Here is a 15,923-nt window from a genome sequence, read left to right as displayed (position 1 = left end):
TATGACAAATGTGATTGACGAATCGGGTATACTGGCTATTTCTACCCGGTTGCAAAGACTCAGTGATCAGCTGCGCAAAGATGGGCAGCTGATCTATAAAGCCAATGGCATTGAGTTTGAACCTAAATGGTTTCCCGTTATTTATACCCTGCATCTTAAACCCGTATTATCTGTAGTAGAAATTGCGGTGGAAATAGGATACTCCCACCCTTCTACTATCAGCTTGCTCAAAGAGCTGGAGAAACAAAAACTTATCCGCTCTAAAAAAGACAAGGCAGATGAACGGAAACGACTCATACAGCTCACAGAAAAAGGGAAAGCACTCGTTGCTGATATGCAGCCGGTATGGAAAAGAATGGTCGTTGCACTCACTGCACTAACGGATACCAAAAATAACCTGATGAAAGCGATTGATGAAGTGGAGTTACAAATGAAAACATTGAGCTTTCTGGAAAGGGAACAACAACTGTAGTTGATAACTTGAAGAAAAATCAGGGAAGATATCTGCCGGAGGCTCATTCCAACAATCCCTTCACCAGCGCCTTCCACTGCAGCTTCGAGATACCAATGGCGCCGGTGGAACCTACCACGGCATTCCTGATCTTATCTCCCACGTCAGCAGTCTGCGTATTAGGTACTTCATTACGCCCGTATACGGTAGCGGTAATGGTAGCCCCGTTCCTCACCAATACAAACGAACTGCTGGCTTCTTTACGCAGAAAATGTGCAATACCGGCACTTTTCTGGATGGGATGCTCCGTAGGTCGTGCCCGGATAAAAAACACCTCCTGGTGCTCATTGAGCATTACATGCTCCTTCTGTTCAATCTTTACCCAGTCAAACCCCTTCCCGGCATTGGTACCCGGGCCAGGAATATCTATTCGTATATACATCCCCGTTTCAGCCGGCCCTTCGGCCAGCTTACCGGCCAGATCCGTCAACTGAAATTCTGAAGAGAAACTTCCGCTCATTCCTGCCCATTTGTTTACATCAGACAGCCTTGCTACCGCCGCCTTAAAAAAAGTCACAGCCGCGGTTTCATGCACCAGCTCCCTCGTCTCAGACGTAGTCGTGGCTTCTCCAATGTATTGTGCAGGTATAAACGGCGCTGCAATATTATCTGCCATAACACGACTTTTTACGGGTAAAATATTAAGCGAAAAGATTAAAATTATTGCCGGCCCTTTATTATTGCTCACTCCGATTGTAGTACATTTGGGCTACGAAGTTGAGATGCACCTCTGATCATCAGCACGGCAAAAGACGATTTGTTCAATCTAAAGATACGAAATATGAATAGCTTGTATATGCTTTTCTTAACCTGTTTCCTGCACCTCCACTGCGGTAACATCCCGAATATCCCGGCTAATCAGACAAATGGTAAAATCACTGGTAAATGGATGCCGGTGAAGTCTATCATGAGCGCTACTGAAAATAAGGAAAAAGCATTTGAAAAAATAGATACCAACTTCAGCCCGATTGACGTGTTGCTCTTTAAAGAAAATGGCAACATCGTTGACGGCGGCCAACGCTACGAATCCTATGTGCTGGACCGGGAAGCCAAAGAACTCACCCTGCAGGAAGCCAACGGAGACGCCATCACCTTCAGGATACGTGTCCTCACCCCACAACAACTGATCATTTTCCGGGAGGATGAGGAAGTCTATAACAACAAGCACCGGCAGATGAAACTGGAAATCCAATTCAAACGACCGTAGTTATTTCAACACCGGCAAAATGATACCGGAAGGGTGATCCTTATCATGATAAATACGGATCGTTTCTTTTACAAAATCCTTTTCCGCGGCTTCGTATATATTCAAGAACTGCTGCGGATTTCTGTCTGCCAAAGGAAACCAGGTACTCTGCACCTGGATCATGAGCCGGTGCCCCTTCTGAAAAGTATGGGCCACATCCGGTAAAGTAAACTTCACCTGCTCAATTTTACCGGGTTCAAATGCCTGCGGTTCCTCAAAGCTATGGCGGAAACGTCCCCGGAAAATATCGCCCCTTACCAGCATCTGGTAACCTCCCAACGGATAAGGACCTCCGGCATCGCGCGTTCTGTTAGGAGGCGGTGTATTGGGATAGCGGAAATCATCCGGAAACACATCTATCACTTTCACCACAAAATCTGCATCACTACCTGTGAGGCTTACACGCAGATCTGCTGTAACGGTGCCACCTATGGTTAAATCCGCTGTCAGCGTATCTGTTTCGAAAGTCAGTACATCTGCCCGCCTTGAGGCAAACCGCTGGTCATCCGTCATATAGTCACGTGTGCGGATGTAATGTACATCCTGCGTGTATGGCACCGGGTGCGCCGGATCACTTACGTATTCGCAGAAACCTGTCTCACTTTTATGCCAGGCCAGCTGCCCGTCTTCCTGCAAAAAAATCTCCCTTTCCTCTGCCACCGGCGGCCATTTATCGTATTGATGCCATTTGTTCTCACCACTGAAAAACACATTAGCTTCTGCGATGGCAGACAAATTGCCCTTCCCCTTAAGATGATAATTAAAAAACGGTACTTCTATATGCTCCTGGTACCAGGCGGCAGTGTTATCGCCAAACTGAATATTACCCAGGTGCGTACCATCTGTAGAAGCCCATTGGCCATGGTACCAGGGGCCCATCACCAGCCGGTTGAAATGAGTCCCGGGATTACGTTGTTCTACTGCCTTATATAAATTCCAGGCACCATAACAATCTTCTGCATCAAACAGGCCGCCTACTACCAATACGGCAGGTTTTATACTGTCCACGTAATTACGCGGGTCACGCGCTTTCCACCAGTCGTCATAATGCGGATGCGCAATGATTTCTTTCCAGAAAGCCAGACTGTCGCCTGTTAATTTCGTGAAGTTTTTGATGGTACCTATTTTCAGAAAAGTATTGTAGTTATCGGCACATGGTAACTTTAATGCCTGTGCCGGCGCTACCGATATCGGTTTGGGATGAGGATATCCAAATCCTTTGGTATAAAAACCGAAACAGTCCATCAGGAAAAAAGCGCCGTTGTGATGAAAATCATCCCCACGAAACCAGTCGGTCACCGGCGCCTGCGGACTTACCGCCTTCAATGCCGGATGTCCGCTCAACGCAGCCATGGTAGTATAAAATCCCGGATAGGAAATACCAAAAACGCCTACATTGCCATTGTTACCCGGTACATTTTTCAGCAACCAGTCGATGGTATCATAGGTATCACTGGCTTCATCAATGTCGTTGCCCTCCTTATGCGGATTAAACGGACGCACATCTTTAAATGCTCCTTCGCTCATCCAGCGGCCACGCACGTCCTGCACCACAATAATATAGTGTTCGTGTGCATAGCTGTTCCAGTATATATTCCAGAGGTTCGGGCTGAGATGTTGCTCTCCGTAAGGTGCTGCCGAATAAGGCGTACGCGTGATGAGTATCGGGTGTTTCTCTGTGTTGTCTTTCGGTAGGTAAATAGCCGTAAACAAATGTACACCGTCCCGCATACGGATTTGACGCTCCTGCTTATAATAATTTTTCTTTACCCATATYGAGTCACTGACATGCTGTCCCCTGGCCGGGAGCACATATAGTGCTCCCAGCAACATAAAAATAAAACGATTCATACTACGCTATTTAATTCAACCCGCCTGCCATCATGGATTCTGAGGAAAATTGGTCGGATCGTTGTGAATATCTATTTCGCTTTGCGGAATAGGAAACAGCAACCGGGCCGGCGTCAATACCGGGGTAGCCAGGTTATACTCTTTCTGCAAATGTGCCTGCATAATCGCTAATCCTTTAGAATAACGGATCAGGTCAAACCAACGATTATTTTCAAAGGCCAGTTCTACCCTTCTTTCTGCAAAAATGGCATCACGGAAACTCCCCTGATCAGGGAGGTCTGCAGCGGTTTTCGCTATCAGACCAGCTCTTCTTCTTACCTGGTTCAGGTAATCAAAAGCACTACCAGGGCCGTTAGCGGCGCTATATCCCTGCTCATTCAGTGCTTCCGCCTGTAACAGCAATACATCCGCATATCGTAATACCGGGAAACTGTTTCCACCGTCACCGGTAGCACCAGGTACATCCAGGTATTTCTTTACATAATTCCCTTTCTGTGTGGTGGTGGCATTTTTAAAGGAAACCGTGTCCAGCGAAGCGATCAGGCGCTTATCATCTTTCTCATAAGCAGACACGATATCATTGGTAGGCCGGTTGTTATTGGATCCACCATAGGCGACACCGTTATAGTAGAAAGAAAACGGCACCATGTCCGTGAAATAGGTATTGCCTTCAGATGGACTCAGCCCTTTCTTAAACCGCACAGTAAATAACACTTCACTGTTGACAGCATTGGCCGGGTTATACAAACTGGCATAATCCGTTAACAACGTATAGCCGGTAACGTTTTTGAGTACCGCAGTTGCAGCAGACCACTTTTTCTCCGTCACATATACTTTACCCAACAGCCCATTTGCCGTACCGGCAGTTGCCCTGCCGTAATCACCGGCGTTGGAGTAGCTCACAGGAAGTAAGGTGACAGCTGATTGCAGGTCCTTCTCGATCTGTGCATACACATCCGCTACTTCATTTCTTTTATCGTTCTGCGCTTCGGCTGTGGTTTCTGTTTTAATCACCAGCGGTACTTTTCCATACAAACGTACCAGGTCAAAATATACAAATGCTCTCAGGAACTGTGCTTCTCCCTTGAATTGTTTTTTGGAAGAATCCGGAATGGCAGCCGCATCTATCTGATCCAGCACTGCATTGGCGCGTGATATCGTTACATAAGCCCCTGCGTATATATCTGTGAGGAAGGGATTGGTAGTGGTTTCCGTGAACAGGTCTATCTGGGAAGCTACACCACCCAGCGCACCACGATCAAGAATATCTGTATTGTCACTTCTTACTTCCATCAGGTAATAACTCGATTTGCCGTAAGAGCGTGCACTCTGCAGCCCATCGTAGACAGCATTTACACCTTGCTGGAAATCATTGGCTGTTTTAAAAAAGGTAGCCGTAGTTTGATTGGATACCGGTGCCAGGTTAATAAAATCTTTACTGCAGGAAGATATAACCGTTACCAGCGACAAGCCTGCTATTGCTTTTGTGATATTTAACTTCATAAGTTCCTGTTTTTAGAATGAAAGATTGATACCTGCGGTGAATGTTCTCGGCAAAGGATAAGTACCATAGTCCTCTCCCTGCGACAGCGGGCTATCCGGTCTGGCATTCACTTCCGGGTTGTAGCCAGTGTAGTTGGTCCAGGTGTAGATATTCTGACCGGATACATAAATCCGCAGTCCCTGTATCTTATTCTTCAGCAACCGCTGATCAAAAGTATAACCGATGGTAAGGTTACGTAAACGCACATACGAACCATCTTCTACAAAGAAGGAACTGGGTTGCGCACTGTTACCGGTGGTTACGCGGTTAGGGCGGATGGTATTGCCATCACCCGGATCCGAAGGCGATTTCCAGTAACCCGTCTCCTCAATCATCTGGTTGGCATTACCTTCCCCATTATACAGGAAGCGGCGTTGCAGGTTCATTATTTTATTACCGTTTGACGCCTGCAGCGCCACGGTGAGATCAAATCCTTTATAACGGAATTCGTTGGAGAGCCCCCATATAAACTTAGGAAAGTAGCTACCTATATCTGTTCTGTCGTTGGCATCAATTTTCTTATTATCGTCTACATCGATAAACTTACGATCGCCGGGTTTCGTGGTGGCGTAGTGGGGATATGCATCTATGGCTGCCTGATCTTTAAATGAGCCACCGTTTACATAGCCATAATAGCTGCCTATAGGCAATCCTACTTTAGTGATGTATAACTGTGAAATGGTACCATTACCACCATCTGAGATGATTGGTGCATTGTTGGCGCCGAGTTGTAATACTTCATTTTTATTTGCAGAGATGTTGAAACTGGTATTCCATACAAAAGCACCGGTCAGATTGCGGGTATTCAAACCAAACTCCACGCCTGTATTGCGCACTTTACCAATATTCTTCAACGCCGTGCCAAAGCCGGAGCTCAGTGCTACGGGCACATTCAGCAACAGGTTAGAGGTCGTGGCCCGGTAATAATCTGCGCTGAGATAAATCCTGTTGGAAAATAAACCGATGTCTACACCAGCGTTCAGCTGTACCGTTTTTTCCCAGGTAAGGTCCGGATTGGCTGGCTGGGATAATCCTACGCCATTCACCGATGTGCCGTTACCATTACCCAGTACATAGCCGTTTGAGGATAACAGGTCATAGGAGGCGTAGTTGGCAATCTGGAAATTACCGGAAGTACCATAGCTTACCCGTGCTTTCAGTTCTGAAATAGCTTTCACTTTAAAGAAGGATTCATTGCTGATGAGCCATCCACCGGAAACAGCAGGGAAATAGCCCCATTTGTTATTGGCGCCGAAGCGGGAAGATCCATCGCTACGGATACTGGCAGAGATAAAGTATTTATCATCGTAGTTGTAGTTTACCCTGCCGAGGTACGACAGCAACGACCATTGTGATTCTGTAGAAGTACCACTGGTGATAGTGGCCGCATTTATCGTTTGTACGGCATCGTTAGGGAAACCGGTGCCATCAGTTTCATTGGCTTTGGTTACATTTTTCTGGGAAGTATAACCTGCCAGTACATCAAAGCGGTGTTTTTCGTGTATGCTAAACTGGTAGTTCAGGGTATTTTCCCAGAGCCAGTTGGTAGATAATGCCGTTTGAGCGGATCCCTTTGGAATGGTCGGAGCAGCCTGCTGTACTGGTTTATAGCTTCCCAATGTAGATGGCCGGAAATAATTGCGGCTGAAATGATTGATATCGGAGCCAAAGAATGTTTTAAACTTCAGCCCTTTAATGATTTCATATTCTGCCCAGGCACTACCCAGGTTGCGCACATGATCCATTTTATCTTTTATCTGTGTGGCCAGTGCTACGGGGTTTTCACCACCGGAGTAACCATAGGCCCATACATTCTGGCGGTTGGTAGCCAGCGACCCGTCAGGGTTGTATACCGGGAATACCGGTGATGCTTTCAGGGCATTGCTGAGGATACCATCGAATGTCCAGGGGCCTTCACTGTTGATCAGGTCATAATGATCAAAGGTAGGATTCACGGATACGCCTATCCGCAGTTTCTGGGTAAGTTCTGCAGTCAGGTTAGCTCTCAGTCCATATCTTTTATAGCCGGAGCCCAGGATGATTCCTTTTTGATCGAGGTAGTTACCGGAAACATAATACTGGAACTTATCACTACCGCCGGAAACATACAGGGTATGATTCTGAATGGGCGCTGTTCTGAACAGCGCATCCTGCCAGTCGGTATTGGTGAGTCCCTGATTACCTGCCAGGTAAGGCAGTATTTCGGGTGCAATCTGGTAATTGGAATTACCTCTGGTGGCGTTATCGTCTGTAATTTTTCCGGATGGTTTGAAATCCAGGTAGGCGTTGTTCTTTGCATCAAAGCTGAACTTCGACCACTCATAGGCATCCATCAGTTTTATTTTTTTGCTGGCCTGTTGAAAACCGGCGTACATGTTATATCCGAAGGATGGCGGTCCGGATGTTTTGCCTTTTTTGGTGGTAATGAGCACCACGCCGTTAGACGCCCTGGAGCCATATATAGATGCAGAGGAAGCGTCTTTCAGGATATCGATGGAAGCAATATCATCACTATTCAGCGTACTGAGTGGATCCGGAGATTTCTGGAAAGATGCCTGCCCGGTAATGTTCACCACATCTGTTGATCCCTGCAGGTTTTTCAGATCGTTGGAGAGTGGAATTCCATCCACCACGTATAATGGATCGATGCCTGCGGAGATAGAGTTCAGCCCCCTGATGCGTACACTGATGCTGCCACCGGGCGCGCCGGTATTCTGGAGCACTTGTACACCAGGTACTTTACCTGCAATAGCCTGTGCGAAGCTGGTCACCGGCTGATCTTTCAGATCAGCGGCACGTACGGAAGCTACTGCCCCTGTAATTTCTTTGCGGCGTTGTACACCGTATCCTACCACTACTACCTGGTTAAGGGAAGAAGTAGATTCTTTAAGTGTAATGTTTACCTGCTGCGGTTGTCCTTCTGACAAAGTAAGGCTCGCTACCAGGGCAGGTTCATAACCAATAGAAGTAAACTGCACACTATAGGGACCACCAACACCAAGGTTCGTGAAGCGAAAAGCGCCGCTGCCATTGGTTTGTGTGGATGCCGTGGCGCCGGTGGTTTCATTTTTCACCACTACAGATACGCCAGGCACTCCCTGATGACGTTCATTCTGAACGATACCGGTAACGCCTGCACGTTTTTCCTGCGCCAGCAGGTATAAAGGCGTCAATAAGGCAATGAGCAAAAATGTGCTCCGCCATTTTTCTTTAAAAGACCGAAAGTAAAAAGAATCCATAGGTAATGTTTGAGGCCCCGCCCAGGCTGTTGCCATGCCTGCGAAAAGAGAAAGCACGCTTCTGGATGCTCACCGATGTACGAGGGCCGGTTGATAAAACTGTTTAAAACCGACTACAGCTGAATCGCGATATCAGATTTCAATTCAGCGTTAAAAGTACCAACAAGTTTTTAGTCTACCAAATTAATAGACTAATGTAAAATAGTTATTTTTGTGGTAGATAAATTTACTTTGCAGCAGAAGAAATACCACCATTAATTACACAGCCGGTAAATTTCAGGGAAAGTTCAGGATGAGGTAATCATCAGAGACTGGCATTATGAATGGTGTCCGATAATGAACATTCACCGTTAAAACCGGACAGCGGGCAATGGAAATTTCAGATGCTACATATTGATAATCAACATCAATGAAGTTGGCATTTACTTAGCCGTTGCAAGTCTACAACATCACACACCATGTTTAAAAGTCAACTAAAAATCGCGTGGCGGAATTTCCGGAAAAATATCACACATAGTCTGTTGAATCTCGTCGGGCTTACGATGGGGCTTACCGCCTGTTTCTTTATTGCGATTTATGTGACAGATGAATACAGCTATGACAAATGGATCCCTCAGCAACAGGAGGTATACAGAATTGCTGAAGAAGTGAAGACTCAAACCAACGACGCCCTTCGGTTCTCCTCCACACCGGGTAACCTAAAGCAGGCCGTGCTCGCCTATCCACAGGTGGCATCGGCTACACGCATTTTTGATTATATAAAGAATTCAGTAGTCAGTACCGGCACGCAAAAACAGATTCCTGAAACAGCTGTTTACCTGGCAGACAGCAACCTGCTCGAAGTACTTCCCTATCCTTTGCTGGCGGGCAATCCACGTACGGCCATGAATGAGATGGATGCTATTTTACTGACAGCTGCCAAAGCGGAGAAATATTTTGGAAAAGAAAATAATGCCAGTAACTATCTCAATAAAATATTGACGATTAATGAAAAACACTATCGGGTAACCGGTGTACTGAGAGATATTCCTTTCAACACCTATTTCAGACCAGACTTTATCGTCTCCGCAGTATCTTTCCGTAACCAGGAATGGTTCAAACGCAACAATGATAACTGGCATGGTACTGTGGTGCAAACCTTCATCAAACTAAAACCAGGTACGTCAGCTACCGCATTCGACAAGCAGATCAGGTATCTTGCCTATCAATATGTAGGTGATGAAATAAAGGCCAACGGACAAGTATATACGTACTTTTTACAGCCACTGGCAGACATACACCTGCATTCGAATCTTCGTTATGAACTCAGTAAAAACGGGGACGCCTACTATGTACGTATCCTATCTTTCGTAGCATTATTCATCCTGTTGATTGCAGGCATCAATTTCGTCAACCTGGCTACTGCCAGGGCCACTACGCGGGCTAAGGAAGTAGGTGTAAGAAAGGTAATCGGTGCCAGACGTTCCCAGCTCATCTTACAGTTTATGACAGAAGCAGGCATGATGAGTACGATGGCTTTCCTGCTGTCGCTGTTACTGGTGGTATTGTTCCTCCCCTCTTTCAATCATATTGCGGATAAGAATTTTACAATAGTGGCCTTATTGCAACCAGGTATTTTAGGTGCCGGGTTTGGCATTAGTTTATTGATTGGATTGCTTGCCGGTGTTTATCCGGCTATTGTCCTGTCCGGGTTTAACCCTTCCCGCATGGTACAGCGGAGCGGACTGCAAATGAAAAGTCATTTCCTCCGGAACGCCCTGGTGGTAACCCAGTTTTCTATTTCCATCCTGCTGATCATCGCCACTATTGTGGTATACAGGCAACTCCAATATATGAAAAACTACGACCTGGGTTTTGATCAGTCGCAGGTATTGGTGATACCTGCCAAGGGTGGGGAAGCTGGCAAAAATATCAAAGCACTGGTGGAAAAATTTAAGGAGCAGGCAGGTGTTTTATCTATTACTGCATCAGGTAACGTGCCGGGGCAGGAGTTTGGGAATAACCTCCTCCGGCTAAAAAATGATCCTGCAAAAAAAACAGATACCCGGTTACTGTCCGCAGATGATCAGTTTTTCCAGACCTATAACATCAAATTGCTGGCAGGTCGGCAGTGCAGCATGGTAAAAGATACCTCCCGGAAATCCGGCGATATTATGATCAACGAGGCAGCACTCCCCTTCTTCGGCTGGAAAAAGCCGGAAGATGCACTGGGACAGGAATTCGACTGGGGTTGGGGGACCATATGCGGTGTATACAAAGATTTTCATTTCAACTCTCTGCAACGTGGAGTAACGCCCATGGCTATATTTTATAATCCTAACTGGCTGAATTATATCAGCATAAAAATAAATACAGGTAACACTGCAGCTACCGTTGCTGGTCTGGGCAAAACCTGGCAGGCAATTGTTCCCTCTATGTCATTTGATTACTTCTTCCAGGACGAAGCTTTTAACCGTCAATACCAGGAAGAACAACGACTGGGTGAGCTCTTTATGCTGTTCTCCATCCTTGCCATTGGCATTGCCTGTCTGGGGTTGTTTGGACTCGTTTCTTTCACTGCAGCACAGCGTACCAAAGAGATAGGCATCCGGAAAGTATTAGGCGCCAGTATCAGCGGTATTGTTCAACTATTATCAAAAGATTACCTGAAGCTGGTCATCCTCTCTGCCACAATCGCTTTCCCATTGGCCTGGTGGGCGATGAGTAGCTGGCTGCAGGATTTTGCATACCGCGTTCCGCTGAGTGCATGGGTATTCATGATAGCAGGAGGAGGTGCATTGCTGGTAGCTTTGCTCACCGTGAGTTTCCAGGCGGTAAAAGCCGCGCTGGCGAATCCGGTAACTAGTTTGAAGTCAGAATAATTATTACCAGCGTCAGCACAGAACGCTGCTGACGCTGGCATTAAGCAAAATGCGTGATACTCCCCCGTTACTGCTGTAACCGGATTTACTTCGTAAAAAAGATCACATCCTCTCCACCCGGTTCTATGTCTGTCAGCTCTTCTTCCCAACCTGGCGACAACTTAAAGATATTATGCAATCCACCCAGGAGTTCCAGCCAACCGCTCATTTCATCGGATACCTCCAATGTTTCGCCGTCAGCCGCCTCAAATACCAGAAAGGTAGCTTCTCCCGGATACGCATATACTTTATAGCCTGAAATACGGACCACATCTCCCCAGGAAAGGGTATCATCAATGTCCTCATCATATTTCACAGCAAGTCCTGATTCATCAAATTCTATATCCATATTGCGAAGGTATTAATTTTACAGAAATCACTTTATGCCTCCAGTGAAAAGGCCACTTTGAACAACCGGCTCTCTCCGCCATCATTATCGGATACCAGGTGAAGAATCAGCTCCTCCTCCATGATCTGCTCCACACAAATGCCTTCTATCTTTTCCGTTTTAAACACGGGATCCGCTTCCGCCAGGTTCAGCCACCCATCCATTGCCACTGACGTGTGGATGAGTTTTTGAGAGATATCCGCTATCCATCCAATATAACTGTCGCCGATGGCGCCATCGTCATAGGCATTGGTAGTGGCCTCTGATGACAAAGTACATAACAGCAGATCTTTGTCCGGTACGTAACACAAATCAGATACTCCTGCAAATACAGGCGTAGGCGTTAGTAACGTTAACGGTAGTACGGAAAATGCAGGAACAACTTCCTGCTCCCAAAAACCATTGGGGACAAGGATTAGCTGATTAACCGGGTAAGACTCATTGCCCCGGTTGCTGAGCAGCAGGGTATTTCCGATCACGGTAGCGCCCTCTATGTTTAGTTCGCTGATGCCACTTGTGATCAGTTGCGAGATGAAAGCATCCTGGTAATTGATTCGTTGTATGTTGTTCACCGCCTGGGCATTCAAGACTTGTGTACCTGTTGTTGCCTCCTCCTCTACTCCGCCTGGTAACGGCAGCAGCAGCAGTTGACGACGCTTTTCCGTAGCCAATGAGCCGGATGCCAGCAAATAGGCTTGTCCGTGCAGCGTGATGAGCGCTGAAGCTTCATAATCCGGCTTCTCCGCTTTAGCGATTCTTTTACCTGGGGCATCTGCAACCGGCACACTTTTAATAACCTGATAATTACGGTCCAGCACCAAAATGCAGGTGGCGTCATCGCCTATCAGGTATAATCTTCCGTTGAGGTATTCCACTGCCGAGGCAGAAGGAAAATCCGGCAGTAGTAATGTATATAATAATGTAATCCCCGCTTTCATACGATAGCCTGTTATTTATGTTGCTGCAGCAGCCAGGTGTAAATCTCCGGCTTTTTTTTATACAAAAACTGTATGCCGTGCCCTTCATTTACCAGGGGCGGCAGGTACGCAGTTTATCAGCGATCCTGTGCCCCACTGCTGAAACCTATCAGCAGCCATATCAAAAGCCATCCTGCACGCATATTTTTACTTTAACCGGGTGACTACTGATTTTATCGTCTTTGCCCAGAAAACGCCCAGTTGCGCGGCTCCCTGCTCGTTGGGATGCAGTTGGAAGATGCCCGCTTTACCTTGTTCCTGTATAAATAGTTCCGGATGTTTTTCAAAGTATTTAAATCCGCCGGTGTAACCGATATATACCTGTTTAGGATGGGTGGTACGGTACTCGGCGACAATGGTATTTAATACCGGGAAATAGGATTGTAGTCTCGCCAGTCCTTCTGCAAGGTAGCGGGAACTGTTTTGTGTATTGGGACTATACCAGGTAGGATGATGCAAAATGATGATACACCCGGGATAATCTTTTAACAGGCGGTCCAGGATCGTCTTTACATTGACTTTATAATTTGCCGGGGATACAGGTGAGCCATTAGGTCCTTCTATGGCGCTATCGTTAGTACCGAGTACCATGGAAAATACCAGTGTAGCGTCTTTATCGCTTTTAAAGGCATCAGCTGCTTTTATAACGTTGTTGAATAAACGATTGGTGGCGGGCAGAAAATCAACGGTAGTAGAACCACTCACGCCCTGGTTGCTGTAGTTGATCACGGCATCCGGCATGGCTTGTTTCAGCCATTCCCAGGCTTTTACCGGTGGCGCGTCCTGCTGCGGATGTGCCAGGCCCCCGCCTTGTGTGATACTGTTTCCGATAAAAACAATGTTCAGTTTTTTTGACTGCGACATGGCTGTAATGCCCGACAACAGGAAAAAGAAGCAAAGGGCAAAAGATAGTTTGTTCATCATATGAATAAGCATTGAATCGTGTAAAATAATATGTTCAGCGGATAATTATGCATTTTTTACAGGAAGCTGTCTTTCGAAAAAAAAATTTTGCGTAACCAAATGGTTACTTATATTTGTAACCGAAAGGTTACACAATTTAAAAACAAACCACTTGAGAAGAGATGTATTTCAGGCAATAGCAGATCCAACCCGGCGGCAGATCATTGGGTTACTGGCAAACGCCTCTTTAAACCTCAACAGCATCGCTGATAATTTTGATATCAGCCGTCCCGCCATCTCCAAGCATATCCGGATTCTGACGGAATGTGGACTGGTGACGATTAAACAGGAAGGCAGGGAGCGCTATTGCAGCGCTGATTTAAAACAGCTGAAAACGGTGGCAGACTGGACGGCGCAGTACCATGCTTTCTGGTCGGGTAAGCTGGATGACCTGGAATCCTTTCTGGCTAAGCCATCTCGTCCCCGCAGGAAAAAACAGTCGGAATAAGCTGTCGGTATCAAACACCCGTCAATATCTATTCATTTATAAAATATAGTGCTCCATGAGTAACACTCCACTCGTTGTTGAACGTACATTGAATGCACCTGTAAAAGCAGTATGGGAAGCCATTACAGACAATGAAAAACTACAGCAATGGTATTTTAAGCTACCTGCCTTTGAGGCCAGAGTAGGCTTTGAATTTACCTTCAGCGCCGGAAAAGATGGTGAGCAGAAAGAATATCTGCATCGCTGTAAAGTAACGGCCGTAGAATCGCTTAAAAAGCTCAGCTATACCTGGAGATATGAAGGTTATCCAGGCGATTCAGAAGTGACCTGGGAACTATTCCCGGAAGGCAACAAAACAAAATTGAAGTTAACACATACCGGACTGCATACATTCCCGGTTACAGCAGATGCTGCATTTGCGGTGGAAAGCTTTACATCAGGCTGGAATCATATTCTGGGTAAGTCCCTGCCTGATTTTCTGGCGAAATAAAGAAGAAAGAATTAGGAATTAGGAATTACGAATTACGGGACTGAAAGCGAATACCAATTGCTTAAATCCCGTAATTCGTAATTCCTAATTCGTAATTCCTAATTCTTAATTGCCTCCAGCAACGGTGATTCAAACATACTTACCGGGGAAATTATTTTTTCGTCTAACGGAATGTGATCGCCATAAATGGCTTTCATCTGCTGTTTTACCGCAGTGCTGCTCAGGTCAAATTCCTTCAGGGTTTGCAGGGTCCCTATCTCCAATCCTGTAGCGGATTTATAAATTTTCCATACCAGTTCAGAACAGTAAATCCGTTCATCTGACCAGCCAAAATAAAAATCATAATCTTTCCCATTGAATGATTTACCAGCGGCCTTCATTTTCCTGATCACTGCCGGTGTAATCGCAGTGGCGGCATCTTTGAGCCGCTTAACCACATAATGCCCCTTCTTCCCCCGGGCTATCCATTCGCGCAGTGGCGTATATCTCACTGGTTGCAATGCCTCATATACGTACCATTGATCATCATCTCTCTTAAAAATTATTCCGCAATGACTATATTTGGAATGCGTTGCCAATTGAATGGCCGTACTTAAGCCCGATTGCGATACCTGAAAAATAATATCGCCTTCCCGTACATCCGGTACGGTAGTCATCTTCTTCGTGAAAAGATGGCCGGCAATGAAAGTACGTGCGGCCAGTAAGGATCCTGCTACACCAAGTAGCAGCAGAATAGTGATAATCGTTTTTCTGAACATAGACATACCCGGAAATTTAAAGTAAAAATAAATTCTATTATCAATAAGCTAAAAAGAAATGAATACTATACTTATCGTGCCCGCCATCACTGCGGAGGTAGAACTGTTACAACAAATTGCCAGACAAACATTCCAGGAGAGTTTTGCTGCTGACAATACCCCGGAAAACATGAAGCATTACCTGCAGGAAAACCTCAGTATCGCTAAATTGTCGTCCGAAATGAGTAACCCCGATTCCGAGTTTTTCTTTGCTATGCTGAAAAACCAGCCCATCGGTTATATGAAACTGAATTACAAGGGAGCACAAACCGAAGTCTTCAACAGCAGGGCGGTAGAACTGGAACGCATATACGTATTAAAGTCTCACCAGGGTCAGAAAATCGGTCAACTGTTGTTCAGTCATGCGCTCAATGCAGCCAACGAGATCAAAGCCCCTTTCCTGTGGCTGGGTGTATGGGAGCATAATACCAAAGCAATTGCGTTCTATGAAAAAAATGGATTTTTCGAATTCAATAAACATCCTTTTATGCTGGGTGATGAAAAGCAAACGGATATTCTGATGCGGCTGGATTTACCATTGCCTAAAGCGCAATAAGAAATATTTGATTA

General features: G+C 45.9%; 14 protein-coding genes. 6 read left to right on the top strand and 8 right to left on the bottom strand.

Annotated elements, in window-relative coordinates:
* Position 1: 1 nt before the first annotated feature.
* Positions 2-472: a MarR family winged helix-turn-helix transcriptional regulator gene (locus tag AB4Z08_RS16580; protein ID WP_441574877.1), complete on the top strand. Its 471-nt coding sequence runs from the start codon at positions 2-4 to the stop codon at positions 470-472.
* A 43-nt stretch (positions 473-515) separates the two neighbouring features.
* Here the strand turns inward: AB4Z08_RS16580 and AB4Z08_RS16575 are convergent, their stop codons facing one another.
* On the bottom strand, positions 516-1,127 hold the full coding sequence (locus tag AB4Z08_RS16575; RefSeq protein ID WP_441574876.1) for a hypothetical protein: 612 nt from the start codon (positions 1,125-1,127) through the stop codon (positions 516-518).
* Between the two features lie 165 nt (positions 1,128-1,292).
* Here AB4Z08_RS16575 and AB4Z08_RS16570 point away from each other — a divergent pair, with 165 nt between their 5' ends.
* Entirely contained in the window at positions 1,293-1,718 is a 426-nt protein-coding gene (locus AB4Z08_RS16570) for a hypothetical protein (RefSeq protein ID WP_441574875.1), read from the top strand.
* Here the strand turns inward: AB4Z08_RS16570 and AB4Z08_RS16565 are convergent, their stop codons facing one another.
* The 3 genes from AB4Z08_RS16565 to AB4Z08_RS16555 are packed head-to-tail and all read right to left on the bottom strand — an operon-like array spanning position 1,719 to position 8,390.
* Positions 1,719-3,608, bottom strand: a complete 1,890-nt coding sequence (locus AB4Z08_RS16565; protein WP_441574874.1) for a CocE/NonD family hydrolase — start codon at positions 3,606-3,608, stop codon at positions 1,719-1,721.
* A gap of 30 nt (positions 3,609-3,638) precedes the next feature.
* Positions 3,639-5,111 (bottom strand): RagB/SusD family nutrient uptake outer membrane protein, encoded by a 1,473-nt coding sequence (locus tag AB4Z08_RS16560; protein ID WP_441574873.1) that lies wholly within the window; start codon positions 5,109-5,111, stop codon positions 3,639-3,641.
* Between the two features lie 12 nt (positions 5,112-5,123).
* Positions 5,124-8,390 (bottom strand): SusC/RagA family TonB-linked outer membrane protein, encoded by a 3,267-nt coding sequence (locus tag AB4Z08_RS16555; protein ID WP_441574872.1) that lies wholly within the window; start codon positions 8,388-8,390, stop codon positions 5,124-5,126.
* Between the two features lie 458 nt (positions 8,391-8,848).
* Between AB4Z08_RS16555 and AB4Z08_RS16550 the strand changes: the two genes are divergently transcribed.
* The gene (locus AB4Z08_RS16550) at positions 8,849-11,251 is read left to right on the top strand and encodes an FtsX-like permease family protein (protein ID WP_441574871.1); all 2,403 of its coding nucleotides are present in this window, start codon (positions 8,849-8,851) and stop codon (positions 11,249-11,251) included.
* Positions 11,252-11,336: 85 nt separating this feature from the next.
* Here AB4Z08_RS16550 and AB4Z08_RS16545 read toward each other — a convergent pair whose 3' ends face one another.
* The 3 genes from AB4Z08_RS16545 to AB4Z08_RS16535 form a co-directional block, all read right to left on the bottom strand.
* Complete coding sequence (locus tag AB4Z08_RS16545; protein ID WP_441574870.1) at positions 11,337-11,639, bottom strand: hypothetical protein; 303 nt, start codon at positions 11,637-11,639, stop codon at positions 11,337-11,339.
* 32 nt (positions 11,640-11,671) lie between these two features.
* Positions 11,672-12,616 carry a DUF6929 family protein gene (locus AB4Z08_RS16540; RefSeq protein ID WP_441574869.1) on the bottom strand — a complete coding sequence of 315 codons (945 nt, stop codon included), beginning with the start codon at positions 12,614-12,616 and terminating at the stop codon, positions 11,672-11,674.
* A 186-nt stretch (positions 12,617-12,802) separates the two neighbouring features.
* Positions 12,803-13,579, bottom strand: a complete 777-nt coding sequence (locus AB4Z08_RS16535) for a GDSL-type esterase/lipase family protein (RefSeq protein WP_441574868.1) — start codon at positions 13,577-13,579, stop codon at positions 12,803-12,805.
* 151 nt (positions 13,580-13,730) lie between these two features.
* On the opposite strand from AB4Z08_RS16535, the gene AB4Z08_RS16530 reads away from it, so the two are divergent.
* Together AB4Z08_RS16530 and AB4Z08_RS16525 are read left to right on the top strand one after the other, a co-directional pair.
* Positions 13,731-14,066 carry an ArsR/SmtB family transcription factor gene (locus tag AB4Z08_RS16530; protein ID WP_441574867.1) on the top strand — a complete coding sequence of 112 codons (336 nt, stop codon included), beginning with the start codon at positions 13,731-13,733 and terminating at the stop codon, positions 14,064-14,066.
* 55 nt (positions 14,067-14,121) lie between these two features.
* On the top strand, positions 14,122-14,556 hold the full coding sequence (locus tag AB4Z08_RS16525) for an SRPBCC family protein (RefSeq protein ID WP_441574866.1): 435 nt from the start codon (positions 14,122-14,124) through the stop codon (positions 14,554-14,556).
* Positions 14,557-14,654: 98 nt separating this feature from the next.
* Here the strand turns inward: AB4Z08_RS16525 and AB4Z08_RS16520 are convergent, their stop codons facing one another.
* Positions 14,655-15,320 carry a YiiX family permuted papain-like enzyme gene (locus tag AB4Z08_RS16520; RefSeq protein ID WP_441574865.1) on the bottom strand — a complete coding sequence of 222 codons (666 nt, stop codon included), beginning with the start codon at positions 15,318-15,320 and terminating at the stop codon, positions 14,655-14,657.
* Between the two features lie 52 nt (positions 15,321-15,372).
* Here AB4Z08_RS16520 and AB4Z08_RS16515 point away from each other — a divergent pair, with 52 nt between their 5' ends.
* Positions 15,373-15,909 carry a GNAT family N-acetyltransferase gene (locus tag AB4Z08_RS16515; RefSeq protein ID WP_441574864.1) on the top strand — a complete coding sequence of 179 codons (537 nt, stop codon included), beginning with the start codon at positions 15,373-15,375 and terminating at the stop codon, positions 15,907-15,909.
* The last annotated feature ends 14 nt before the right edge of the window (positions 15,910-15,923 follow it).

It is taken from the genome of Chitinophaga sp. RAB17, assembly GCF_052114225.1.
GTDB lineage: Bacteria > Bacteroidota > Bacteroidia > Chitinophagales > Chitinophagaceae > Chitinophaga.
This window is presented reverse-complemented; position numbering and strand designations above follow the sequence as displayed.